Origin of the sequence: Vibrio sp. L5-1 (genome assembly GCF_021728315.1) — a bacterium.
Lineage (GTDB): Bacteria > Pseudomonadota > Gammaproteobacteria > Enterobacterales > Vibrionaceae > Vibrio > Vibrio splendidus_K.
This window is the reverse complement of the sequence record NZ_JAKKCQ010000001.1, coordinates 1,358,630-1,383,207: the sequence shown is the minus strand read 5'-3', so window position 1 is coordinate 1,383,207 and position 24,578 is coordinate 1,358,630. Positions and strand designations below refer to the sequence as shown.

Sequence of the window (24,578 nt, the reverse complement as noted above, 5' to 3'; positions counted from 1 at the left end):
CTATCAACTACATTAGAAACAACTAGAATCGTCGACCATTGTCTTAGCCTACACAACATCAGTATTCAGAAAAGGAACGTCATGAGAGCACCCATTAAACACGTTCGACTCATCAAAGGTCAGCCTTGCCGTGCCACTGAGCTGTCTAAAAACGATGACGACGCGTTTCTTGAACCACACAGGCATGAATATTGGGAGTTGGTATGGTGCGTGGATAACCTAGGCAGTCAGAGTATTGATTTCATTGACTATGACAACAAGATCGGGCGTATTTTCACCATCGCTCCAGGTCAGGTGCACCGCTCAGAACTGGTGGGAGAAAATGCTCGTTTACTGGTATTTACCCCAGGTTTTGTCAAAACCAATCATCGCAACACACAATTAGTCGACACTGTTTTTGCCATGCATCAAAGTCGCCCTCCCTATTTGGATTGCAGTGAGGAAGGCAACCGCTACCTGCTGCCTATTTTCACCATGATCAAAGAAGAATGTGAGCGAGTGGATAGCGACTGGGATTTGGTAGAATCACTCATGAATAGCTTTTTGCGCTACATATTACGCTTTGCCACCCAATCCTCATTGAAAGGTGAAGTGCGCGACAGCCGAGTAAACAAGGTTACTGATTTGATTGAGCAACATTACGCCACGCACAAACATTGCGAGTTTTATGCGCAAGCGCTGTCGATAACTAACAAGCGCATCAACGAAATCGTCAAAGCAGAACGAGGTAAAACGGTCACGCAACTAATCCACGACCGAACCATCTTAGAAGCGAACCGAGAATTGATCTTTTCGACCAAGACAATTAAAACCATCGCTTTTGAACTCGGCTTCGAAGACCCTGCCTATTTCAGTCGTTTTTATCGCGGCCAAATGAACGAGTCACCCGCAGAGTTTCGAACTCGATGTGCAGATAGTGCAACATAATACGCAGATAATCCCTTTTTAGAATTCAATTAAGTTCGGATAATGCTCCCTCTTTATTTCATCCAATTTGTTGGGAGCTTTCTGGAATGGGCATTAATCTCAAAACCGATCCGATCTCAAAATCCTTTTATCAATACCTTTGGCCCGCACTAACGGGCATGGTGATCAAGTCTCTTTTTATCATGGGAGATGCTTGGTTCGTCGGACGTGGTGTTGGCCCTGATGGGCTTGGTGCTATCGCTTTGACCATCCCTGCTTTTTCAATATTCACCGCCATTGCCATGATGGTGGGCATTGGTGGCGCAGCACTTATGTCTATCGAAGTCGGCAAAGGAAACACAACATCTGGCCAAACACTTTTTAATCAATCAATGCTCAGTACCGCTGTGCTTAGCACCATTTCAGTCAGCATCGCTCTGTATTTTCTAGACGACATGATTGCGTTAATGGGCGCTTCTGGTTACATGGCTGAACTGACTCACGATTACCTGTCTGTGATGCTGCCATTCTTTGTGTTGTACTCGTTAGCTTGGGTCATGTCATGCTTTGTTCGGAACGATACCAACCCAAAACTGGCGACTTACGCGATGTCGATCGGTGCTGTGGTTAACCTAGTACTGGATTACTTCTTCGTCTTAGAATTTGGCTGGGGCATGAAAGGCGCGGCCTACGGTACAGCAATTGCTCAAGGTGTTATCGCTTGTATTTTATTAAGCCATTTCGTGCGTAAACAAGGCACCTTGGAAATGAGCTTAAAAGGGATTGGTTTGGGCAAACTGCCAAGCATCCTAAAAATAGGTACGCCGACATTCTTCATTGAAGTAACCGCAGCGATGACAATCTTATTGTTCAACTACGTGTTGCTGCATCAGTTTGGTGAGAACCATATTATCGCCTACGGCTTAACAGCAAACATTGGGGTTTTTGCTCTGTTTGTAATGGTCGGCATAGCTCAAGCATGTCAGCCAATCATCAGCTTTAATCATGGTGCCAACAAACCAAACCGAATCGAAGCGATTTTTCGCTTAGGTTTAAAAAGTGCAATTGGTAGCGGCTTGGTGTTTATGGTTCTGGTGTACCTGTTTGCTCCACAAATCGCAGCCCTCTATTTGGGTGACTCAAGCGATTTGATTGCACTGTCATCAACCGCATTGACGTTCTTCTTCTTTGCTGTGCCGCTGATGGGCATAAACTTAGTGATCGCCAATCTGTTTCAGGCAACGGCCAAACCTAAGCAAGCAACACTGATATCTCTAGGACGAGGTTTTGTGTTCGTCGCATTGGGTATCATGATTTTGCCAAAGCTATTCCCAGAACAAGGTATTTGGGCAAGTATCCTGTTTGCTGAAACCTTAACAGCCACATTCAGCTTAAGCATGTTACGCAGCTATAAGAAGCGTTTTTCAAGCTCCTTGGCAGAGCCAATGGCATAAGAAGCAATCCGTTTAGAGCGTAACGCTTCTTTGACCATCCGTAGCAGGTTTACTCATGAGTAGAGCTTCCTTATCATTATTCCATCATCAAACTCTTGTTTCATTAGAACCAACAAATGAGCCGCTCAAAGATTTACACCATGGAAAATGAAGACTTTAATAGTCAAATAAAAATGAACGGTAAAACCCTCAAAACAATCTTCCATGAGGGCTTTACTTATTTTATACATCCCAACGTACATTTTAGAAACCCTAGAAAAATAACCACTTAGCCAGGGGAGATTCAATGATATTTTATATATATTCACCCATAACACATCAACAACTGAACATTAATTTAAACATTAAATAATCAACACACAGAAAGGCTTATTAGATTTCATACTTAACATGACACATATTTAAATATAAATATTCTGATAAAGTGCTTAAAAAATTATTATTATCATTTTAGAAAACCCCACATACAAACTCTGTTCACTCCATTTTCCTAAGTTACGTGTATTAAAGATAGTGTCGCTAATTGTCTCGTAGGTTGACGAATTAGAAAATTAAGGTCTTTGTAAAGTGCTAGATATCACGTTTATTGAAAAGTAATGTTGATGATTTAAATTTAGATTTAAAGAGAATTAGTAATTATTCTATGGCTCAACTAATCAATAGACAGAGTTTAAGGTACTCATCAGCACTTCGGATTAATTTTCTACCTATGGAGGGTCACAATGACCAAAAAGTACATTTTTCTTATATTCACCGCATTAAACTTATCTGCATGTGGAAGTGATTCATCTCCATCATCAGACACTCACCAAGACAACTCTTCTCTGACCGTATCCCAGTCAATTCAAGCTAAAAGCATACTTTTAGAATGGAATAAAATTGAAGGAATTAAACATTATAAGTTGATACGTTATAGACCCTCGGCTTATGGCTTAATTAGCGAAGTAATTGAACCATCAATCACTGGTACTTCATATAAGCTAAAGATCGACCTCGTCGATTTTGATGCCGCTTTTTCTGATTATGAACTGTTAGCCTGCAAAAATAATGATTCTTGTCTTGTTCAATCTTCACAATTTCAATTAAAAAATCTAGAACAAACTGTCATCCGCGTTAAAACATATCTTGAACATTCTGATTGGAACAACGTTCGCTTTGGCGAAGCGCTAACTTGGCAAAATGACCATTTAGTTGTCAATTCAGGTAAAGATACAACTCGTATAGTTGATATTTATACAAAGCAGAAAAATGGCAATTATGGTTATGATGAAGACATAGCAAATAGCACGAGCTATAACATTGACGGACAAAAAACAACGAATAGTCTTGTGGGCATAGGTAACACTCTCGAAGACATGATGCTTGCAACATCTACGTGTTCGACGAAAAAAGAAGCGCTCGTTCATATTAACAAAATGCACCACGATAATAATGGGCGTCCAAAACTTTCGCTTGAAAATTACAGCGGTTCAAGTGGCCAAGCTTTAGCTAGTTCAGGTGAAAATGGCGATATCATCATAATGGGAGACCCCGAAAAAAATAATGCAGGGGAAGTCTCATTCTTCCTCAATAAAGACCTCAACTTTCCAGCAGCTCCTGAATCGGGCATAAAAACCTTACGTCACCCTAATGAGTTGAAACTAAAGCGCCCAGATGACCTAGCTGCAGATGCAAGGTTCGGTGCTAGTGTCGCTCTTGCAAAAGACAACGTTTTAGTCGTTGGTGCTCCTATGGATTCATTACGAAAAGATACTGGAAATGAAGTCAAACACGGTGGTGCTGTATACGTATACCGTCTTAACCCCTCTCCAAACGAAGACAATGATATTTGGCGTTTAGAAACCGTATTGAAATTGCCTATTCCGATTGAAAACAGTGGTTTTGGGTCATCAGTCACTATAAGTAAAGACGCAAACCTTATTCTCGTTGGGGCTCCTGGAGTTGATCAAGTCTTGAGCTATAAATATGACTCACAAAGAGGATTTTGGTCAAAAGTCGATACAATAGATCCAGTAAAAGCATTTAAAGGTCAAAAATTTGGTTCCGGTATCGCGTTTAGTGACAATGGTTATCTAGCGGTATCCGCCCCGCTTGCCCCATGGCGTGGATTTGGTTTTCATCACGGCTCTGATACCTTAGAAGTTGGTGGCGACCCAGATGGTGCTGTTTATGTTTACCACTTGACTAGCTATGGTGATCGAGACTATGCATGGCAAGGAGTTTTTACAGGTGATAGTGTCAGTGGTGTAAAAGAAGAGTTCGGAAAATCAATGATGTTTAAACCAGGCAGTGATGAGCTTGCTATCGGAGCACCCGGACACCCTTCGGATCCTGATCTCGATTGGAGCGACAATTCATGGAAAGATGCTGGAGCCGTTTACATTTTCTAAATTAATAGAGTAACTGTACATCAGCTGAAAGGGTATGAGGAACCAAACTACAACCCTCACTTGAGAAAAGTAATTATTGGAATCAATAACGTAGACATTCACATCTAGGATTTTATTGTCTCATTCTCTAGTGGCAATCACCCAATGAGCATGACTTTAATGTAAACATTGAAATTCATACCGAATCAATATTTAACTTTGTATTATATTGTGACTTATTAATTAGTTTACGTTAGGGGATTATTTTACTGTTAGTAAACTCGGTGACTTTACTTATACCCGTATCCATTGTTGATGGTATCAACCAATCTATAACTAATCAGAGCCAAGGTAAGTTATTATAAAGTTTTATTTAAAATAATATTAATCACTAAAAAGTAGGAACATTGAAATGAGATCAGGTTATGAAAGTGAACTATCACTTATTTTTGGTGGTGAAGATATAAAAATGGATCGTATATTATTTCTGATGGAAAGAACTCATCAGTATGAGAAAAGTCTATATTGGATGAAAATTAAATTTATGATCTTCGGAATGATAATTCCCACAGTACTATCAATAGCTGCACTCTTTTTCTCGGTTATTAAATAAATCATTCACGTGTATTAACTTAGTCGTAAGGTCGAGTTTTCACTCGACCTATCACACTATACTCAATTCAAAAATCGCGATTCGAACCCAACATACGATACTTGTCCATTTAGGCCGCTATACACATTCCTTTGAACATGAGAACTGAAGCGAAAACTGCTTATTTTTCTCGCGTTGATAAGGTATATCACACCTTACCCTACTGTTCGTAAATCCGAGTCATCAAGTTCACCCGTTTAGAGCGTCACGCCTTTGACTACCATTTAGCGCATACAAAAAAGCTCCAATATCGCTATTGGAGCTTTTTGTTTATCTCATCAGATTGAAATGAACATTAGCGCCAGCTAAACATCCGGACTTCGTTACCCTCTTCAGGCTTCTTAGGAATGTTTAAAGACAGCGCCAAAGAAACCGCCGCCATCACTGCACCAATGTAGAAAACCGTTGCAGGAGAAGACAGCCAAATCACACCAAACGCAACTGGAATAACAACCGCTGCAATATGGTTGATGGTGAAAGAGACACCCGCGGTTGATGCCATGTCAGCAGGATCCGCAATTTTCTGGAAGTAGGTTTTGATCGCCAATGCCAACGCAAAGAACAGATGATCGACCACGTAAAGTGCTGCCGCCCACTCAGCGCTTTGCACCAAGCCATAACCAACAAACACACCAATCAAACCCACATACTCAAAGATCAGCGCCTTACGCTCACCGACTACACCAATAAATTTACCAATGCGTTTTGCGAACAAGAAATTAAACAGATAGTTGATTAAGAACAGTAGCGTGATGTCAGCAGCCGAGTAACCGAACTTCTCTACCATCAAAAAGCCTGCGAACACCGTGAAGATCTGTCTTCTTGCACCACTCATAAAGGTGAGAGCGTAGTAGAGCCAGTAACGCTTTCTCAGCACCAACTTCTTATTCTGTTGAGTCTTGGTCTGAAACTCCGGGAAACCAAAGGTCATCACCAAAACCAAAATAAAGCCAATACCGCCAGTGATGCCATACACCCAAGCAAAGTCGAGTTTAAATTGCTCTAGCATCATCCAAATCGAGCCATAGGTGATTAACGAGGCTAACGCGCCAACAGAGATCATTTTACCTAGCATCTCTGGCGCTTCTTCTTTACTCAGCCATTGCAGTGACAAAGACTGCTTCAGCGTTTCAAAATAGTGAAAGCCCGTCGACATCAAAATCGTAGTCAGCAACAAGCCAGTAAGTGAAGGGAATAAACCGGTAATCGCCGTGCCTACGGTTAACATCGCCAGCGATATCAACATAAAGCGTTGCTCACGAATGAATGCCAACACAAACACCACAGTAAACGCTAAGAAGCCCGGGATTTCACGAACACTTTGCAGCAAGCCAATATCAGCACCGTCAAAGTTCGCTTTCTCAATCACGAAGTTATTCAGCAGAGCCATCCAGCTCGAAAACGCAATAGGGACAACAATCGAAATCAGTAATAAGAAGTTTTGCGGCGTTTTCCAGCTCGCTGTTGATGCACTCATGACAGCCAAATCCTAAATAGTAATCCAGTATCATACTCCGGTTTTATGGGAATTAACAAACGATTAACTTTTGTTTTCTAGTGTTTATACAGAGCATAAATGCATGGTGCGAAAAGAAATAAACAAGAGAAATAGGTCGTTATGAAAAAGAGAGGTGAAATAAAAAAGGAGGAATCAGAAGGGAGCAAGCCTCCCTTCTTTGAAGCAATAAACCGTTAAAGGCCTTTATAGAAAGTTAGCCATTCACCTCGTTCTAAGCCACTGACGTGCACACCAGAGATGCCACTTGAAGTTGTCGCATTGGTCGGAGAAAACGAGAGGTTTACGTTTTTGAATTGATCGGAGATTTCACTTTCCGTGCCCGTTTGAGAAAGAATGTAGCCCAAGTTCGTTGAACTCCAATTTGAATTGCCGCTGTCTTCCCACTTTTTGAGGAGTTCTTTGGTCACCAGTTGGCTGCCAACTTTTAGAGCCGGGCCACTAATATTTCGGAATTGATAATAGTCCGCACCTGAAGAAGTTAACGCAATCACCTTATCTTCTAACACATACAAAGACTTGATAGCATTGTTACTCAGAGACTCTGTTACAAGTAAGGTTCTCGTCATGTTATCAACGATATAAAGAGAACTTGCTGTGGTAATCGCACTGGTTTTTCCGTCTCGCGATGTCGCTATCTTGCTAATAGCAGAATCAACGGTCAGCTCCCCAAGTACAGTTTGTTGTATCGAGTTAGACACCCACTCAACCTTATTGCTATCCAACCCCAACAATATCTGCTGATTCACGACAATATTGGCTGTTTTAAGGTTTAACTTATCAATCGTCATCTTAGTGGATAGGTTAGAGGTGTCGATAACTTCTGCCGCTAAATTACTGTTTGAAAAGTAATTCTTATAAATAATTAATGCTTCACTTTCGTCATAAGATGACATGACTTGCGGTGAAGAAGCTTTCAATGCGTGACTCCAGCTTTTCATATCAAGTTTATTAGCACTTAGCAATTTGAGTTCTTGCTGTGAGTATATCGAGCTTCCGGTGTTTTTAATCGCCAGTAACGAGCCACTTTGTAACAGAGGAACCACTGCTGCGAAGTTATCATTGATGCACGACTCAGTCGATTTAGGCGGAACGGCTGGATTAGGTTTTGGAATGGGTGGAAGCGTGCCTCCACTGCGACTGCTGTATGTATCAATCGCAAAAGCCTTCACGCCAACATTGTTATTATTCGAACCATTGAGGCTTGTGAGGAAAACACCATTAGCGCCTTGGCTATTACAAATATCACTCGATGTGGGTGAGACGTAAGCGGTCGGTTTGTAAACCTTGTATGCCTGAACACCATTTAGCGCAGGAACTAACTGAATGATTTCACTCGAATCTACCGGTATTTCTCCGCCTCCAGTGCCACCTCCGTGATCGTCATCATCGTCATCGTCGTCATAATCATCGTCGTCGTGCGAACGGATACTAACCAGACCAGAAACCGCTTGAGATGCAGGGTCACCATTGATTGTCACCGGCTTATTGCGTGAAGAGCTATCAATTTGCATAACCACATCATTAGCCGTTAAAAACACAATCTGACTGCTCGCTGGATTCAGAGCTATCGACTTCGCACCAGACAATTGCGGTACCGATTGTGAACCGCGAACAACCAAAGAGTCTTCAATTTGTAGATGCCGAGAAACCGCCCCAGCCACATCGATAGCTGATAAATCTAGAGTCTTGTGCTCAATCATTAGATCTAACGCGTGAGCAATATTAGTATAAGGCGCTTGCTTGCCGTCACTTTGTGCCTTTTTCAAAGAATTTAGCAACAAATCAGATGAATCTTTAGGGCCATAGGTGGTATCGAGCGTACTGAAATTGATACCAACATGATCACCCAACTTACTTTGAAGTGATGATTTTGCTTGTTCAATATCGTTGCTTACGCCGGGATTAAACATCATCTCACTATGAATCAAGGTCGTGAAAGGTGTGACCAATTCCATATTGGGAGAAGCGGTCAAAATTGCACCATCATATTGCCTCTGTTTCGCGTACCCAGAAACCTCTTCAAGCTGTTTCTCTTGGTCACTGCATACGCCGTTCAGATCTGCATCAGCACATACTAATGAACCTTGATAGGCGTAGCCTGAAGCCGATGTTCCAACCGAACTATCCCCGTCCGAACCGCCACCACATCCAGAGACCATTAAGACACCAGATATTGCTAGTGACAGTTTGCATATTAAAAATTTATTGTGCATTTTTTCGACCGATTCACCTAGTTTATGATTTGATTGATAGTATTTTATTTTGCTATTAAATCACTTAACGAAATAAAAGATCAAATGATATTGATAATTACTATCATTTAAATTAATATCCCCCGCCTTTCCTATGGGTAATTTATAAATTATTTGGAGTTCAGGTGGTAAGAAATCCATACAAATTAATGAGTGTTTCACTCGTTTCCACAATGCTGATTGCTTGTGGCGGAGCAGAGTCAGATCCGAAGCTCAAACAGTCACAAACTAAGCCAAGTTCTCAGAATATTTCGGGCATAGCTTTGGATGGTTATTTACACAACGCGAAGGTTTGTTTAGACAGAAACAGCAATGCCATGTGTGATTCTGCTGATGGAGAAATTGCCACTACGGACACCGAAGGACGATTTGAGCTAGACGTCGACAATGATGCCGTTCAATACCCAATATTGGTCGAAGCGATTGCTGGCGTAACCATCGATATGGATTCACCGAATCAACCTATCGAATCCGGATTTACTCTAGAAGTACCGAGTAACAACTCAGACGTGATTAGCCCCGTGACATCTCTCATTGCCAGTGTGTCGAGAACCAGTGGAATCAGTTTTGATGATGCAACCCTGCTTGTAGCCAGCGACTTAGGCATAGATAAACAACTGGCTGTTGGTGATTATTCCGCATCAAACTCAACCAAAAGCCGTGAAGTACACATGTTTGCGCGTGGTGTTACTCGCGTACTTCAAGAAGCACAAATGGCCTCTGTTGATGCAGGTGTCGACCAAGTAAATGCTCGAAAAGGGTCTATGTACAAGCTGGCAGAGCTTGATTTAGCAGAATTTAAAGCCAAGACCGATTTGCTGTCTCATGGCGCATCAGGAACCGACAGCGCATTGAAACAACTTGGTAAGGAATACCGAGACCAACTCAAAGTTTCCCAAGAAGACATCGATGGAAATGAAATCATCACTAGGCCGCCAGCTCCTAAGCATGGTCAAGTCAATGATGCCTCAGACACCTTCGACTGGCAGTTTGTACGTGGCTTCAACCACAACACAGATTACGAATATTCGCTAGATTCAGGTAACACTTGGACAACGGTAATTCGTAAGCCGATTGTTGTAGGGAAACTGGCGTTCGACAAAGGAGCCGTTCAAGTTCGAGTTGCTGCGTCTAGCGTTCGTAATACCCCTGCCGGAAAGCCCATTCTCTCAGACAAAGCATTTACGCTAACTACCGTGCCTGCTGCTCCAGCTTGGATTACTGTGAATAACGCGATCAATCAATTTGACTGGGCATTTGTCGACTCGTTTAATGAACTAAGTTTGTATGAATATTCATTAGATAACGGCTCAAACTGGACAAAAACAACTGAAAAGCCTCAAGACATTCAAGACCTAGATATTCCAGTTGGACATCTAAAAGTTCGTGTAGCCAAAGATGACTCGCTAGGTAACCCGACGGGATTAAGTTCAGCGTCAGAACAACCGATGACGGTAACCCCAATCCAACCAGTAAAACCGGTATTGGAATTTGCTAACGACAGCACCAATCAGATCAACTGGCTTTGGGTTAATGGATACAAGGATCCGTCTTTCTACGAGATTAATCTAGGCAATGGTTGGCAGGACGTAACCGCACTGCCGTATCTTGTTGGCAATGTTTCACTTCCTGCAAACACGATTTCGGTTCGCGTTAAGTCAAATGCACTGGATGCCCGTCCCGCGGGAGTTCCGTTGGTTATCAGTTCTGTATTCACTCGCTCAGAAAATCAACCTATAGCACCAACCTCACCGATTGTTGACGATGCAGAAAACACATTCGCATGGACAGACGTTGAAGGATTTACGGGAAGTAATCTCTACGAATACTCTCTCGATAGAGGCATTACTTTTACCCCTGTAACTAGCAACCCACAAGCTATCCCTGATGAGATATTTTCCAAGGGGCAAGTCTGTGTGCGAGTAAAAGCGGAATCGGATCCTCAGCATGACCCTGGTGAAACCTTGTGTTCAGACAAGGGCTACTCTGTTACTCCTAGTATGCCTGCCGCACCGACATCACCAATCTCTCATGATGGATTAGATACATTTGACTGGACGTTCGTAAGCGGATTTTCAGAGGCAACGGATTACGAGATCAATGCATTCAACACCGGTTGGACCGTCGTTACCACAAAACCATATCAACTAAACGATCAAGCTTACGCTATCGATTCAATCCAAGTACGCGTTAAACGAGATCCGATTACGGGTCGTCCTAGCGGTTCAGAGTTGACGAACGATGTTCCTTTTACTGTTCGTCCGTCAGCACCAAACGCCCCGACGGGTCTGGTGGTTAACGACACAAACAATACTCTCGATTGGGCATACTTCGGCGAATTTACTCAGCCCGAGCACTTCGAAGTCACACTCGACTCCGGCTCAACTTGGACAAAAGTAACCGTTAAGCCTGTAGTGATTGGCAATGTAGACAAGAACATCGCTGAAGTGCAATTGCGAGTAAGCAAGAACCCAACTAATGGCATGCCTCATGGCGTTGCAACTCCAACTGCACAAGCCTTTACCAAAGTGTTTGAAATACCCGCGCCAACCTCGCCTGAAATTGTAAATACTTTCACAGGTAGTAACCCAATCAATACCAACGGATTTCAATGGGCTTACTTAACCGCCAACGTTGAGGGTCAATCGGTTCGTTTTGATCAAGCCGAAAACTATGAGTTCACCAACGATAAAGGTGTCACTTGGCATCCTGTTGTTTCAAAACCTCAATTTATTGGCCCAGAAGCGTACGACAAAGCCAATGTCGGTGTTCGATTAACAAAGAATGCTAAACAAGGTGTATCAAACTCAATCAGTGACACCCTTTGGGCTACAGATGCTGTTAGTAGCTTCACTGCATTAAAATTCGTACCGATGAAAACCCGTTCGCAGGCCGCTGATTTTAGTTACGGTGGCTCATGGAATTCCTACTCCTTAAATTGTATTGCTGAATACGATGACAAAGGACAAGGGGAACCGACGTTTTGGGCGGAACGATTCTCTTCAGAAATCGATACTGTATTCGATAAAGTCACACAGCTGGATGATTGTGGTATCGCAGGTTGGACGCTTCCAGACACTAGTGAAGTGATCACGCTATCACAACGAGACCCCGCAACACTGCCTTCAAACTTAAGAGGTTACTTAGTATCGAATCAGACACAGAATGCATTAGCGGATAAAAATGGCGTCGCTGTCACTATAAACAAAGGCCAAGAATCTGTTGAGCAGTATTACAGTAAATACGCATACGCTAAATGGCAATTACCGTCTGGGCCGCAGCTAGTCAGTCACATTGATGCTTCAACAACTGCTGTTGAAACCCTACTCAATACACAAAGTTCAATAGTAAAGGCGGCTGAGGCTTACCTAACAACATGGCTAGCGAACAATCAGAAAAAAGCGCAAAGCTACGCGACTTTAGAAACCCAAGCACAAGCTAAAGCGGTTGAACTGGCGGCCTTTACTAAACCATGGCTTGACGAATTGAGTGCAGTGACCACGAAGCTCACTATTTACGACTTTCAGGTGTCGGTTGCTCAAAGTCGTACTGATGCGGAGAGCCTTGAGTTCATTACCAAAGTAAAAGCTTACAAAGAAAAAGCAGCGAAACTACAGCAAAACTCGAACGGGTTAAATGCACTAGTTGAAGGTGCTAAGTTTGCTCAGAACATGGCGTTCATCCAGAAAAAATCGGTAATGCTAACCGATGCCACAAGTGCAATAGGCTCAGCCTCATTGGCTTCAGAACTGCATCAAGCAAGTTTGGACCTCTACAGTGCCATTTCAGTATTAGAGAGCCAATATGCGCAAGTCACTGACTTCATTAACCAACTGAATACCGCAACTAACGGAATTAGCTCTGAGTTTGATTCGCTCATCGCTCTATATCAAACACTCATCAAAGAGATGAGCACAACAGCCACACTCCACGATCTCGCTCAATCCAAAGTGTTAGCAAAAGATGGGCTAAAACAAGCGGCAGACAATGGGTTTAGTGTTTCTCAAGCCAACGCAATGGTAAGTAATCGCTTCGCCAAGTTGGATGAACTAGGAAACTACCTGACAAGCGACACAACCTATCAACAAGGTTGGCGCTGTGTTGAAGACACGAAAATTTCAGGAAAACGTCGAGTATGGGCGCTGCTCAAAGATGGACTACCGCATGGTGCTGACGATCTTGCCTATGATGCTTCAGCGACCGGATACGCCAGCATACTAGGCAGCAACGAACTACTCGCTAACACTAATAACAACAAGCTGTGTGGTTTTAGTGACTGGGAAGTTCCGCACTTAGCACAGCTGCTGTCGATTAACACCAAAGCTGTCGAAGGTTCAAATTCGAAAATGACCTTGGATACAGACGTATTTCCAAATTACTTGGGACTCAAGCCAGAATACGACAAATCTTATTTCGATAATGGAACCACGTTTTATTACTGGTCTAGTGCAGCAAGCGGTGATCAACAATACATCACAAGTTACGACACTAAAGAAAGTAGCCAAACCTTAGATAAAGCTCGTACCGATGGTTCTGAAGACAAAGTCGTCTTAGCTCGATTATTCAGAGAAAAGTCTGCTCATTATCAGTATCTAAATGCGCAAGGAACGGTAGTAACCAACCGACAAAATGCAGTGTGTGCTCAAGACACAGACAGCAACTTGGTTTGGCAACTCTTCTCTCGAGGTGATAGTAGCCGTTTCAAGAAATACGTAGATATTGCCCCTCTTATCACAGCACAAAATACCAAGAGTATTTGTGGCAAAGCTAATTGGCGTTACCCGACAAAAGCTGAACTCTATAGCTTATTGCCACTTAACAACGAAGTGTTTGAGTTCAACGAAGCAACTGGTGGTAGCTATGGCTACTACATCACCAGCGACCCTGCACCTTATGGCCGCTTCAAAGGGTTAAATATGACAACCATGACGGAGACTGACGTGTCTACCGCGAGCTATTCATCAGCTTATCTATATCGATTAGTTGCAGACTAACAACACCTTTACTAATTACCACAGCAGCCTCAGCTGAGGCTGCTTTTATCTAGGAAATAACAACATGTTGAACAAGAAAAAGCAGCGCGGCGCGGCCGCTATCGAATACGCAATCCTCGCAGCAGCAATGTCAGTGGTTTTACTCAGTTTTGTTGGCGGTGAGAACGGTGAGCTAACAACAGCTATCAGTGACGCCTACGGTACTGTAGTCGAAAAACTAAAAGACGCACAACAAGCCTCAGAGTAAGCCCGTTTATTGCAAATTAAAGGAATAGTTATGACTGCCAAGCGACTCATGTTGCTGTCGTTATTTTGCTCGGTGCTCGGAATATCCGTTTTACTGTTGAGCCAAACCAATAGCGAGTCTGCGACCACCTCTTCTAAACAAGCCGTTAAGCAAACGGTCAAAGTGCTGGTTCCGACTCGCACGATAGAGATAGGTCAAGCCTACACACCAAACTCGTTTCGATGGAAAGAAGTTCCACAGCAAGAGTTAGAGAACTACATCGACCACGTGACACCAGAAGATATTTCTGCCGCTCATACGATGTCAGGGCTTGCACGCACCAAACTCGTCAAAGACTCAATATTGTCGAAAGCGGACATTACCGAGCCCGAAGGTGGCTACTCGCTCTCATTGAAATTACAACCAGGCTATCGCGCGATTTCAGTCCCTGTCGATCAAGTCACGTCTAATTCAGGCTTCATTGAGCCGGGCGACCGAGTGGATATTCTCCTACTCGGTTCACAAGATGGCGAGCTACTTCGTTACGGCAATTCATCTCAAGGATTGTACGTTACAACGATAGTGCATGATGCAAGAGTCTTGGCATTTAATGACAAACAAACGGCAGAGTCTTATCAAAAGGCCCGTGAATCTAATCAACATAAAAAAGTTGTCCCTGACGACAGCAGTGTCTCTTTAGAAGTGACACCCGAGCAAGCAAACCAAGTAGTACTTGCGAAGCAATTAGGAAAGTTAACGCTTGTATTACGCGGGCAAAACGAGGCTCAAGATCAACCTCAACACGCAAATGCCGTGACGCTGAAAGTCATTTCTCCAGACACAACTCAGGTATTACCTGACGTGGGTTTGGTGGAATTTAGAGCCGAAAATAAAACCGTCAATAATAAAACTGGAGCTGATAACAATGGCTAACATCTGTCGTTGGTGGGGTGTTCTCCTACTATCAAGCCTATGTGTCTCTTTTGCATCTACAGCATCAACATTTGATGTGACGATCAATGAAGCGAGAATGATTCGCTTACCTGAAAAAGCGAAATCCATTTTCATCTCTAACACCCATATCGCTAATTACCAAACCTTAACCAATACCAAAGTGATGATATTCGGTAAGCAAGCTGGCAGCGCTACGATCACCGTTTTGAATGAACAAGAACGCGTGATTTATACCAACAAGATTCGCGTCACGCATAACAGCCGCGAGTTCAATGAACTGGTTAAAAACAAGTTCCCAGAAGCGTCAGTCAACGCGGAATCTCTGGGCGGAAAGTTATGGCTTAAAGGACGCGTTCCTTCTCCGATGATGGCACACAATATCGTGTCGCTCGCGAAAGGCTACTTATCCCCTATTGTCGGTTCTACCGAACAACAAGAGAGCTCGAATTCACAGGGAAACAGTAACAACAGCAGTAGTTCAACCAATCAAAATCAGCAGACTCAACTCAATGATGATGAGCTGATCAATCAATTGGTTGTCACCATGCCAAATCAGGTCAACATTCGTGTAAAAATCGCTGAAGTCTCAAGAAATGTATCCAATAAGTTGGGCATCAAATGGGGTTCAATCGCTGGCGGTGTGGGGCAATTTTCATTTTCAAAGCTGCCTAATGTCAGTAGTTGGGGCAAGCCGAGCATTACTGCTCTGATTGATGCGCTAGCAACCAACGGCATGATGTCTGTGCTTGCTGAACCTAACTTGACCGCGATGTCAGGCGAAGATGCGGAGTTTTTGGTGGGTGGGCAAGTACCGCTGCCACTGATTACGGCTGACACCACTCAAATCGAATACAAGGATTTCGGTGTAAAGCTGAACTTCACCCCAACCGTGCTCAGTCAAAACCGTATCAGCTTAAAAGTAAATCCCGAGGTCAGTAACATCTCAATCGAGAGCCAACAAGTGATAAACGGAACTAACTTCCCTTCTTTTACCACTCGTAGCGCCTCCACCACCATTGAATTGGCAAGTGGGCAGAGCTTTGCTTTAGGTGGGCTATTGAAATCGGAAGATATCGAACAACTACAAAAAGTACCGCTCATCGGTGAGATACCAGTACTCGGTAGCCTATTCCGCTCGACTGAATTCACTCGTAGAGAAACAGAGTTGATCATCATTGTAACGGCTTACCTAGTTCAGCCAACTCGTTCGGACTCAATGCCACGACCAACCGATGGCTTAATTCCGTTGAGCGATGTTGAACGTTTACTGGCATGGCCAAGAGAGCAACAAAAAACATCAAATAATAAAGCGACTTACACCGACAACCAGAAGCCTCGCTTACTGGGTGACAACGGGTTCTACTACTGAGGACATCATGAACAAATTATCCTTATTACTGCCCGCTCTCTTTGCGCTTGCGGGTTGCGCGCCAACGCCTACAACCCAACAACCTTCTGTGGATGTGGTGTCCGTGACAAACAAGCTGACTTTAACACTGTCGGGTAAAACGTTATCGGCTCAAGAGAAAGCTGATATCTCTGACTTTATTGCTCGCCGAGGCACGCTCTCCAACTTAATGATCAAGATTGAAAATACGACTCAGAAAGGAGAAAGCCAAAGTGAAAAAGTCAGGCTTCGTCTGATCGAGTCAGGCCTCTACCCTTCGCAAATTTCAGTGTCAGACACTGCGGCGCAAGGTAAAGGCGACATCACGATTTTTGTTGAATCTTATCGTGCCAAAGTAACGGCATGTGACGCGGGTAAAACACCAAGAACCACACTCAACGCTTATCGTACTCAGCGCAATTTTGGCTGTGCGAATGCCAATGCACTGGCGCAAATGGTCGCAAATCCAAAAGACCTGATAGTTGGTCAGCCCATCGACAGTGCACAAGGACAAAAAGCGGTGTCTAGCATCGATAACTACTTTGCACCACCAGCACAAAACCAACAGACAAACTCTGGTTCTTCGAATACCACGCTAGGAGGTTCGCAATGAACCAAGTACACAACTTAACGGTACTGATCGCGGCATCAGAGCAGCTCGATACATTAGCGCTCACATACACATTGAATGATTTCGGTATCAACAACATCACAACCTCTTCGAATCAAGAAGATGACGTGGTGAGACAGGTACTTAAGAACGATGTTAAAACCATCTTCCTCGATGTACTGAATAGCGAATTGCCAGAATCGAAACAGGTTGTGCAGCGTTTAATACAACGTACTGGGTGCCAAGTTATCGCGATTGGTCATTCAACCGAAATTTTTGCTTACCGTGGAATGCTCGCATCCGGTGCCAGTGACTATTTAGTCAACCCTGTGACACCACAAGATCTTGAACACGTCTCCTTTGCTGCTTTGCAACTCAACAACGAAAAACGAAATGAAAAAATCGTTTCCATTGTCAGTGCAAAAGGTGGCTCAGGAAGCAGCACCATTATCGCGACGTTATCGCAGCAGCTTGCCGAACTCGATAAACGAGTAACTTGTATGGACCTCGATTTTTCGATGGGTGATTTAGATTTGCTACTCAATGTCGAAGGCAACACGGCGTTGGTAGAGCTTTTACAATACCCAGAAAGATTAGAACCTCTCGTGTTTGAGCGCAGTGGGATCAGTGTGTCACCCGAGCACACGCTCTTTACCGGTTATCTACCTTTAGACACCACACCATTTTGGCCACAAAAGAGTGCATTCGATCAGTTTACAAAGTTCTGCCTGCAAAGTTCAGACTACTTATTGATCGACATCCCGACCTATTCATTGCGTGACCAAGTTGGCTTTGAAGCGCTAAAAAGTGCCGATATCCGAATCATTGTGGTCGAGCCTACACTCAGCTCCATTCGCAATGCAGGCCAGATAATCAAACGACTTCAAAACCAAGCAGCTTCGCAAACCATTGTGGTGTTGAACCATTGTAAGTCCGATTCCGCATCCCTTATTTCGGTCAATGATGTGAAGAAATCACTCGGCACATCCGTAGACGTCGTGATCCCGTTTTTGCCTAACCATTTCCTGAGCAAGTCATCGCTTGGTCAGCCTGCCCATAAAGGCAATAGGAAAGTGAAGCTCGCGTTTAACTCTCTACTTGAACTAGTCACTGGTGAGCCGCAACAAGGCAGCCGCCGTTTTTGGAAGCGAGGCGCATAATGTTTGGTCAGAACACACAAGCCATAGATCCGATTGTAACGAATAGAGCTCGAAAACATGAAGCCCTAACATCAACACCTTCGGTTCGTGAGCATTATCATGTGATTCATGAAGAGGTCATCAAGGCGATCGACCCATCGGTTGTAGTGAGCTTAAGTGCACTCGATCTTGAAGCTAGAATTGCCGAAATGGTGTCAGATATCGTGGTCTCTAAGCAGTTACCACTTGGTCACAATGACGTCGCTCACTCAGTAGAACAACTGCTCAATGAGTTTCTAGGATTAGGTCCACTACAGCCCTTAATTGAAGACCAAGGCATTACCGACATCATGGTCAATGGGTACCGTGAAGTCTACGTAGAACGCTCAGGAAAATTGCAAAAAACGGCCGTTCAATTTCGCAATGAAGAACAACTTCTCAACCTAGCGCGACGCATCGTCAGCAAGGTTGGACGAAGAATCGATGAATCGAATCCATTAGTCGATGCTCGGTTGGATGATGGTAGCCGTGTCAATGTGATGATCCCACCGCTAGCGCTTGATGGAACCTACATTTCCATCCGAAAATTCAATGAGAATAAGCTAACACTCAGCCAATTGGCTCAGTTTGGCGCAATGTCGAAATCGATGGTTAAGCTTATCGATATTATTGTTCGCTCACGCCTTAATGTGCTTGTTGCGGGAGGCACTGGTGCAGGTAAAACCACACTGCTCAATGCGATGTCTTTTAGCATTTCACCTCAAGAACGCATCATTACCATCGAAGACACCGCAGAACTGCGTCTACAACAACCTCATGTTGTACGAGCAGAAACCCGCCCAGCCAATGCAGAAGGCTTAACGCCGATTACTCAGCGAGAATTGGTGCGAAATTCTCTACGTATGCGACCAGATCGTATCATTTTAGGCGAAGTTCGTGGCGATGAAGCCTTTGAGATGATGCAGGCAATGAACACCGGCCATGATGGTTCACTGTGTACATTGCACGCAAACTCGGCGACTGACGCACTCGTTCGGATGGAAAACATGTTGATGATGAGCCAAGCGACTCTGCCTCTGTTCTCATTGCGCCGCCAAATCGCAGACACCATCGATGTGGTTATACAAGTCGAAAGAATGCGTGATGGCAAAAGACGCATTGTTTCGATCACCGAGGTGCAAGGGTTAGAAGGAGAACAATACATCACTCAAGACTTGTTCAAATTCAAACCTTTATCGGAAGATCAACAAGGCAACCTGATTGGCGAATATAAGAGTGCTAAGTGCGTACCAAGCTTCAATGAAAAAGCCAAATACCACCAACTCGATGCTCAACTCAGAGTTGCGATGGAGCTTGAAGCCTGATGATCCTAGTTCTCACTGTTTTTGTTTTGTTTGTCGCGATCGGGTTAATCAGATTGAGCTCAAAGCAAGCTATCGTGAATAAACGGCTGTTATTGGTAAGCGGCAGTCAACGCTCGATCACAGCTGACATTTCAATCAAAAAAACCAACCACCAGCGCAGTAACAAACTGCATGCTTTCTTTTTGCGAATGAATGCATTGCTGCCAGTTTGGGATAAGTACTTTATTGCCTTGTCAGCTATCGGCTTCCCTGCATCTGGCCACATGTTATTTCCCCAACTGGCAATGCATCATCAACTTCTGGCCGCTGTTGGACTTTGGTTTGTATGCACATGTGCCTTGGTGATGTACCGCCGAAAAATGCAGATAGAAGAGTTCGAACAAGGCATCATCAATGTGCTAGGGCTGATTTCTAGAGCGGTGGCTGCGGGGCTCTCAGTCCCACAAGCAATTGAACAAGTGTCAGAAACCCAACCTGGACTGCTAGGACGTGAGTTCTCTTATATTCGCGATAACTTAACGCTCGGTTTAAGCCTTCGCCAAAGCCTCGATGATGCATGCGTTCGCCTTCCTTACAGCAGTTTCCGCTACTTCTCGGTCGCGTTGATCCTGAATCAATCGAATGGTGGCCAACTGCGCGACATTCTTCAAAGCTTAAGCAGAACCATGCATGACAATCGAGCGATGAGAAAAAAGGTCAAAAGCTTAACCTCGGAGCCTCGTATGACAGCCCTCTTTCTCTCTATCTTACCCTTGGGGTTATTGGGTGGTATCTATTTGATGGAACCCACCATGATAGTCCAATTATTCAACACAGAATCGGGACAGCGTGTACTGACCTACGCCGTCATCAGCATCAGCTCAGGCACACTCATTTTGAACGCTCTGACTCGTAACAAAAGGTTCTCATCATGATGTATGTTGCCTTGCTTCTGTTGGGATGTGCATTACTACTGACAGTTGTCGCGCACTTGTCTTCTTTCAAACGAGATGTAGTAACTGAACGACTGACTCGCGTATCGAGCTACTCCTCTAAGTACACCACCGCTTCAAGTAAATGGCGCTTCCAAGGTGCAAAACCACGACGCCAGAAGTTAATCCTCATTGGCTGGTTGAGTCCTAATGCAGAGATCTATTTTCTTGGCTTAAGACTATTGACGATGGTGACAGGATCTATTGCTTGGTATGTCACTCGAATCCAAGTGCTTAGCATGAACTCTATGGCCGAATGTATCGCAATCGCCATTGTGGTCGGCATCCTGTTCGACCGCATTCTAGATTGGCGTGTGAACCAAGTACGAATGCAAATTAGCCGCGTTATTCCTGATGCCGTCGATCTGATGGTGGTGTGTGTCGCATCAGGTCTAACACTCGAAGCAGTATTTCGCTGTGTCGGTGAAGAGATGCGTGCTATCTCTCCAGCGTTGTCACGCGAATGGCTACTCACTGCGACTGAGATATCGGTTCTTGATTCACCACAAACGGCACTTTCAAACCTAGACAAACGAGTCCAGCTTTCTGACATCAACAATATTGTGACCACCATGAATCAAGCGCTTCAATACGGCACACCTCTCGCTGAAGCGTTAAAGCTAATTGCCTCTGATAGCCGCCAATATCACTTCTTAGAGCTTGAAGAGTGGGTAGGAAAAATACCAGCCAAGATGTCATTCCCTTTAGTGGTCTTCATCATGCTACCTGTCGTGGGCATTATTGTCGTGCCAATCATGTTATCCCTTAAACAAACTCTGGGGGGCTTATGAACAAGATCGTTCTCTTGGGTTTAGCGCTGATTTTAGTTGGCTGTCAGTCAACGAATAACGTTGAAAAAGAGATCTCTGAAGACATGAAAGTCGCAGAGGTTGCACTGATGAATGGCAAACCAGAAAGTGCCATGGAGCTGTACCGAAAGATGCTGGTATCGAAGCCTGATGACCCGCAACTGCTATTGTTAATGGGGTCTGCTGCGAATCAAGCGAGTCGTTATGATGAGGCGCTGCATTATCTAAAGCGTGGTATCGAGCTTAATCAATCGAGCGCGATTTACAGAGAACTTGGCCGCGCGTGGTTGGCGCTCGGTGAGCTTGAACAAGCAACAACAGCGCTCGAAGAATCTATCAGATTAGTCGCAACCGATGATGTTGCCCAAAACAGTTTAGGCGTGAGTTACTCGCTCAATAAGCAGTATTCAAAAGCGCGTGAATCTTACTCTCAAGCCCTTAGTTTGATGCCATCCAGTAATGAGTACCGCAACAACTTAGCCATGGCGTGGATACTCGATGGTAAACCAGAACAAGGGATCCGCATTCTGCACCCGATCTTTGTCCGAGGGGAAGCGAGTGTAAAACTGCAACTCAACCTAGCACTGGCTTATGCGCTTTCTGGAGACAGTGCGTCCGCAAAAAGTATCGCTCGTGCACATCTATCTCAACCTGAGTTCGCCAACAATAGTCTGTATTACCAAGAGCTTGCTGCTAAAAATGAGCAAGGAGAACTGTGATGTTCTCTCGTCAAAAAGGGGCGCAGAGCGTCGAGTTTGCAATGTTGGTGATACCGTTTCTGATACTCATCATTGGGTTCTTTGAGATCTGCCGTCTGCTGCTAGTCAACATCATGTTTGATGTAGCCGTTAATGCGGGCGTTCGAGAGGCCAAGACACGGCCGATTAGTCCTATTTCAGACCAAGCTTTTGCCGAGACTATCGCAAAGTTCCCACTGATAGATAAGAGCAAGCTCGTCTTGGATCCATCGCCGCTATACGCCGAAAACTTCTCAGATTTAGTTAATGAGAAACCGGTATCCAAAAGCAGAGCAGTGTTAGGCGAGTACAAGGTGTCTTACTCATTTTCATTTGCCTTATTACCTAATCTATCAACTCAGTTTTCTGAGTCTATCGGCAACATGACAACCTTGAAAAGAAAGGTACTGGTTAGTTATGACAACAAATAAAACACCTCGAAAAAAACAAGCGGGTTCAGCAGCGATTGAATTCCCCTTCGTTGTACTCGCACTCATGATCATTTTGTGGGGGCTTGTTGCTACCTACCGCTTATTCAACCTACAGACTCAGCTCGACAACGTGACATATAACCTAGTCAACGCCGTTTCACTAACACAACTGAAACCAGAGCAAGGCCCAAACGGATTACCTAATACGTTAAAGGATCAGCTTCTCGATCTCGCCGAACGTTATCTTCCGCAAAACATCAAGCGCAGCGATATTGGGTTGGTACTTGAAAGCCGTGTATTTGATACCACTGCTTCGAACTGGGAATACAAGCACATCCATGCCGGGATCATCTGTCAAAAGTACACACCCATCGATCAACTAGAGACACTTATCGTTGAGGGTAGCGGCGACCCTGCGTTAGTTGGAAGACCATCCACCTTGGTTCAACTCACTTTATGTGTGAATACACCGTTTGACTACAAGCGACTCAATCTTCCTAAAACACTCTCAAGTTCATCAGCCGTGATAGGAAAGCATTATGGTTAAACCAATATTCGGCAGCATTGCGCTTAAAAAACAGCAAGGCTCCATGACCATTTCATTGTTGGCGTTACTGTTTCCAGCGCTTTTCATTGCCGTTGGCACCCTGATGATCTCGGCTCAAGTAATGGTTTCAAACCGAGCAGCGCAAGCCGCCGATTCTGCCGCATTAGCTTGTGCCTTTGCTGATACAGCCACACTCCCAATGATGCGGGCTTACCAAGAGTACTATCAGCCAACCCTAAAAGGTGTGAGTGGCTTAGAACCAGAAATCATAGGCTCAGAATGCCGTATTAGCCTAGGTTATTCATTGTCACCCTTACTGCCCAACTTCCAATATGAGAGCTATGCAACCAAGGTAACGGCGACGGGTGGTGGTTATAAAAGTGTGGTTGAAAGCAAGCAATCTTCGATTCCAACGGAGCTGGTTTTAGTACTTGATGTGTCTGGGTCGATGGGTTCAAACATCCAGTCGTTGAAATCCATTTTATCCAATGCATTGAATACGATTCAATCTCAGAGCAATAACGCTAACGATTTAGATTCTGTAAGCATTTCAATCGTTCCCTTCGACTCTGGAGTCGCAGCGCAGCGCCCACCTTGGTTATCCAAAGAAGCGGCAGGAATCTACTGTATTGATGGGCTTAGCTATCGCAATGGCAATTTCTCTGCGGCACTGACCGTCGATAACCTCGCGACGCTGCACTCAGAGCGACCAGTGAAATTTACACCACCGAGTAAGTGGTTAAGCGACTGCAATCAAGATTCACCAATGCTGCCATTGACCAGCGTATTTTCCCGCGTCCAAAACTCGATAAACAACCTAACAGCAAATGGCGGCACTCGCTCTTTTCACGGTTTGTTATGGGGAGTGAGACAACTGATCCCTAGCTGGCAACAAGCATGGGGAATCAACGTCAGCACAGTACCTGAAACCAGAAGAAAGCTAGTGCTCTTCACCGACGGTGCTGACGAAGGAGACACGTTTGACCAACTGGTTAACGCCGGGTTCTGTACTACCGCAATCAATCAATATGGAATCGAAATGAACTTCATCGGCTATGGCGTCAGCCCTTCTCGAATCGCTCAATTCGAGAACTGTGCCGGGGATCCACAACGCGTGTTTAGTGCCACCAGCACGGCTCAACTCAACGGGTACTTTTCCGATATTTTAGCGGTTGAATACTCGGCAACCATCAAACTCACTCGCTAATCCAAACAAAGCGTTTGATTGGAAACACCTGAATTTAAGCATTGAATTAA

At 44.3% G+C, this 24,578-nt stretch carries 18 protein-coding genes; 16 read left to right on the top strand and 2 right to left on the bottom strand.

Annotated elements, in window-relative coordinates:
* Positions 1–81 precede the first annotated feature (81 nt).
* The 3 genes from L3V35_RS05700 to L3V35_RS05690 all read left to right on the top strand — a co-directional run bounded on the left by L3V35_RS05700 (position 82) and on the right by L3V35_RS05690 (position 4,750).
* The gene (locus L3V35_RS05700) at positions 82–927 is read left to right on the top strand and encodes a helix-turn-helix domain-containing protein (protein WP_054546174.1); all 846 of its coding nucleotides are present in this window, start codon (positions 82–84) and stop codon (positions 925–927) included.
* Positions 928–1,013: 86 nt separating this feature from the next.
* Positions 1,014–2,360: an MATE family efflux transporter gene (locus L3V35_RS05695; protein ID WP_054546173.1), complete on the top strand. Its 1,347-nt coding sequence runs from the start codon at positions 1,014–1,016 to the stop codon at positions 2,358–2,360.
* A gap of 722 nt (positions 2,361–3,082) precedes the next feature.
* Positions 3,083–4,750: an FG-GAP repeat protein gene (locus L3V35_RS05690; RefSeq protein ID WP_237298814.1), complete on the top strand. Its 1,668-nt coding sequence runs from the start codon at positions 3,083–3,085 to the stop codon at positions 4,748–4,750.
* A 926-nt stretch (positions 4,751–5,676) separates the two neighbouring features.
* Here the strand turns inward: L3V35_RS05690 and L3V35_RS05685 are convergent.
* Both L3V35_RS05685 and L3V35_RS05680 read right to left on the bottom strand, forming a co-directional pair.
* Positions 5,677–6,858, bottom strand: a complete 1,182-nt coding sequence (locus tag L3V35_RS05685) for an MFS transporter (protein ID WP_054546170.1) — start codon at positions 6,856–6,858, stop codon at positions 5,677–5,679.
* A gap of 215 nt (positions 6,859–7,073) precedes the next feature.
* Positions 7,074–9,059: a hypothetical protein gene (locus L3V35_RS05680; RefSeq protein WP_237298964.1), complete on the bottom strand. Its 1,986-nt coding sequence runs from the start codon at positions 9,057–9,059 to the stop codon at positions 7,074–7,076.
* A 242-nt stretch (positions 9,060–9,301) separates the two neighbouring features.
* Here L3V35_RS05680 and L3V35_RS05675 point away from each other — a divergent pair, with 242 nt between their 5' ends.
* The 13 genes from L3V35_RS05675 (at position 9,302) to L3V35_RS05615 (ending at position 24,528) form a co-directional block, all read left to right on the top strand.
* A complete protein-coding gene (locus L3V35_RS05675) occupies positions 9,302–14,146 on the top strand; it encodes a DUF1566 domain-containing protein (protein WP_237298812.1) in 4,845 nt (1,614 codons plus the stop codon).
* A 64-nt stretch (positions 14,147–14,210) separates the two neighbouring features.
* On the top strand, positions 14,211–14,393 hold the full coding sequence (locus L3V35_RS05670; RefSeq protein WP_102560008.1) for a Flp family type IVb pilin: 183 nt from the start codon (positions 14,211–14,213) through the stop codon (positions 14,391–14,393).
* Between the two features lie 30 nt (positions 14,394–14,423).
* Positions 14,424–15,305: a Flp pilus assembly protein CpaB gene (gene cpaB, locus L3V35_RS05665; RefSeq protein ID WP_237298810.1), complete on the top strand. Its 882-nt coding sequence runs from the start codon at positions 14,424–14,426 to the stop codon at positions 15,303–15,305.
* Entirely contained in the window at positions 15,298–16,695 is a 1,398-nt protein-coding gene (locus L3V35_RS05660) for a type II and III secretion system protein family protein (protein WP_237298808.1), read from the top strand. The genes cpaB and L3V35_RS05660 overlap by 8 nt, the downstream gene beginning before the upstream one ends.
* Before the next feature lie 7 nt (positions 16,696–16,702).
* Complete coding sequence (locus L3V35_RS05655) at positions 16,703–17,326, top strand: CpaD family pilus assembly lipoprotein (RefSeq protein ID WP_237298806.1); 624 nt, start codon at positions 16,703–16,705, stop codon at positions 17,324–17,326.
* Complete coding sequence (locus L3V35_RS05650) at positions 17,323–18,483, top strand: AAA family ATPase (protein ID WP_081279995.1); 1,161 nt, start codon at positions 17,323–17,325, stop codon at positions 18,481–18,483. The genes L3V35_RS05655 and L3V35_RS05650 overlap by 4 nt, the downstream gene beginning before the upstream one ends.
* Positions 18,483–19,826: a CpaF family protein gene (locus tag L3V35_RS05645; RefSeq protein ID WP_237298804.1), complete on the top strand. Its 1,344-nt coding sequence runs from the start codon at positions 18,483–18,485 to the stop codon at positions 19,824–19,826. Before L3V35_RS05650 ends, L3V35_RS05645 begins: the two co-directional genes overlap by 1 nt.
* Positions 19,826–20,740, top strand: a complete 915-nt coding sequence (locus tag L3V35_RS05640; protein WP_267136087.1) for a type II secretion system F family protein — start codon at positions 19,826–19,828, stop codon at positions 20,738–20,740. The genes L3V35_RS05645 and L3V35_RS05640 overlap by 1 nt, the downstream gene beginning before the upstream one ends.
* Positions 20,737–21,588, top strand: coding sequence for a type II secretion system F family protein (locus L3V35_RS05635; RefSeq protein WP_237298800.1), 852 nt, complete (start codon positions 20,737–20,739; stop codon positions 21,586–21,588). The genes L3V35_RS05640 and L3V35_RS05635 overlap by 4 nt, the downstream gene beginning before the upstream one ends.
* Positions 21,585–22,325 (top strand): tetratricopeptide repeat protein, encoded by a 741-nt coding sequence (locus L3V35_RS05630; RefSeq protein ID WP_237298799.1) that lies wholly within the window; start codon positions 21,585–21,587, stop codon positions 22,323–22,325. The genes L3V35_RS05635 and L3V35_RS05630 overlap by 4 nt, the downstream gene beginning before the upstream one ends.
* Positions 22,325–22,774: a TadE family protein gene (locus L3V35_RS05625; RefSeq protein WP_237298798.1), complete on the top strand. Its 450-nt coding sequence runs from the start codon at positions 22,325–22,327 to the stop codon at positions 22,772–22,774. Before L3V35_RS05630 ends, L3V35_RS05625 begins: the two co-directional genes overlap by 1 nt.
* Positions 22,761–23,321: a tight adherence pilus pseudopilin TadF gene (gene tadF, locus L3V35_RS05620; protein WP_237298796.1), complete on the top strand. Its 561-nt coding sequence runs from the start codon at positions 22,761–22,763 to the stop codon at positions 23,319–23,321. Before L3V35_RS05625 ends, tadF begins: the two co-directional genes overlap by 14 nt.
* The gene (locus L3V35_RS05615) at positions 23,314–24,528 is read left to right on the top strand and encodes a VWA domain-containing protein (RefSeq protein WP_237298794.1); all 1,215 of its coding nucleotides are present in this window, start codon (positions 23,314–23,316) and stop codon (positions 24,526–24,528) included. The genes tadF and L3V35_RS05615 overlap by 8 nt, the downstream gene beginning before the upstream one ends.
* The last annotated feature ends 50 nt before the right edge of the window (positions 24,529–24,578 follow it).

What these genes read in the sequence shown, in the direction of transcription:
- L3V35_RS05700 (WP_054546174.1), top strand. Translation starts at nt 82, where the DNA reads ATGAGAGCACCCATTAAACACGTTCGACTCATCAAAGGTCAGCCTTGC.
- L3V35_RS05695 (WP_054546173.1), top strand. Translation starts at nt 1,014, where the DNA reads ATGGGCATTAATCTCAAAACCGATCCGATCTCAAAATCCTTTTATCAA.
- L3V35_RS05690 (WP_237298814.1), top strand. Translation starts at nt 3,083, where the DNA reads ATGACCAAAAAGTACATTTTTCTTATATTCACCGCATTAAACTTATCT.
- L3V35_RS05685 (WP_054546170.1), bottom strand. Translation starts at nt 6,858, where the DNA reads ATGAGTGCATCAACAGCGAGCTGGAAAACGCCGCAAAACTTCTTATTA.
- L3V35_RS05680 (WP_237298964.1), bottom strand. Translation starts at nt 9,059, where the DNA reads ATGGTCTCTGGATGTGGTGGCGGTTCGGACGGGGATAGTTCGGTTGGA.
- L3V35_RS05675 (WP_237298812.1), top strand. Translation starts at nt 9,302, where the DNA reads ATGAGTGTTTCACTCGTTTCCACAATGCTGATTGCTTGTGGCGGAGCA.
- L3V35_RS05670 (WP_102560008.1), top strand. Translation starts at nt 14,211, where the DNA reads ATGTTGAACAAGAAAAAGCAGCGCGGCGCGGCCGCTATCGAATACGCA.
- cpaB (WP_237298810.1), top strand. Translation starts at nt 14,424, where the DNA reads ATGACTGCCAAGCGACTCATGTTGCTGTCGTTATTTTGCTCGGTGCTC.
- L3V35_RS05660 (WP_237298808.1), top strand. Translation starts at nt 15,298, where the DNA reads ATGGCTAACATCTGTCGTTGGTGGGGTGTTCTCCTACTATCAAGCCTA.
- L3V35_RS05655 (WP_237298806.1), top strand. Translation starts at nt 16,703, where the DNA reads ATGAACAAATTATCCTTATTACTGCCCGCTCTCTTTGCGCTTGCGGGT.
- L3V35_RS05650 (WP_081279995.1), top strand. Translation starts at nt 17,323, where the DNA reads ATGAACCAAGTACACAACTTAACGGTACTGATCGCGGCATCAGAGCAG.
- L3V35_RS05645 (WP_237298804.1), top strand. Translation starts at nt 18,483, where the DNA reads ATGTTTGGTCAGAACACACAAGCCATAGATCCGATTGTAACGAATAGA.
- L3V35_RS05640 (WP_267136087.1), top strand. Translation starts at nt 19,826, where the DNA reads ATGATCCTAGTTCTCACTGTTTTTGTTTTGTTTGTCGCGATCGGGTTA.
- L3V35_RS05635 (WP_237298800.1), top strand. Translation starts at nt 20,737, where the DNA reads ATGATGTATGTTGCCTTGCTTCTGTTGGGATGTGCATTACTACTGACA.
- L3V35_RS05630 (WP_237298799.1), top strand. Translation starts at nt 21,585, where the DNA reads ATGAACAAGATCGTTCTCTTGGGTTTAGCGCTGATTTTAGTTGGCTGT.
- L3V35_RS05625 (WP_237298798.1), top strand. Translation starts at nt 22,325, where the DNA reads ATGTTCTCTCGTCAAAAAGGGGCGCAGAGCGTCGAGTTTGCAATGTTG.
- tadF (WP_237298796.1), top strand. Translation starts at nt 22,761, where the DNA reads ATGACAACAAATAAAACACCTCGAAAAAAACAAGCGGGTTCAGCAGCG.
- L3V35_RS05615 (WP_237298794.1), top strand. Translation starts at nt 23,314, where the DNA reads ATGGTTAAACCAATATTCGGCAGCATTGCGCTTAAAAAACAGCAAGGC.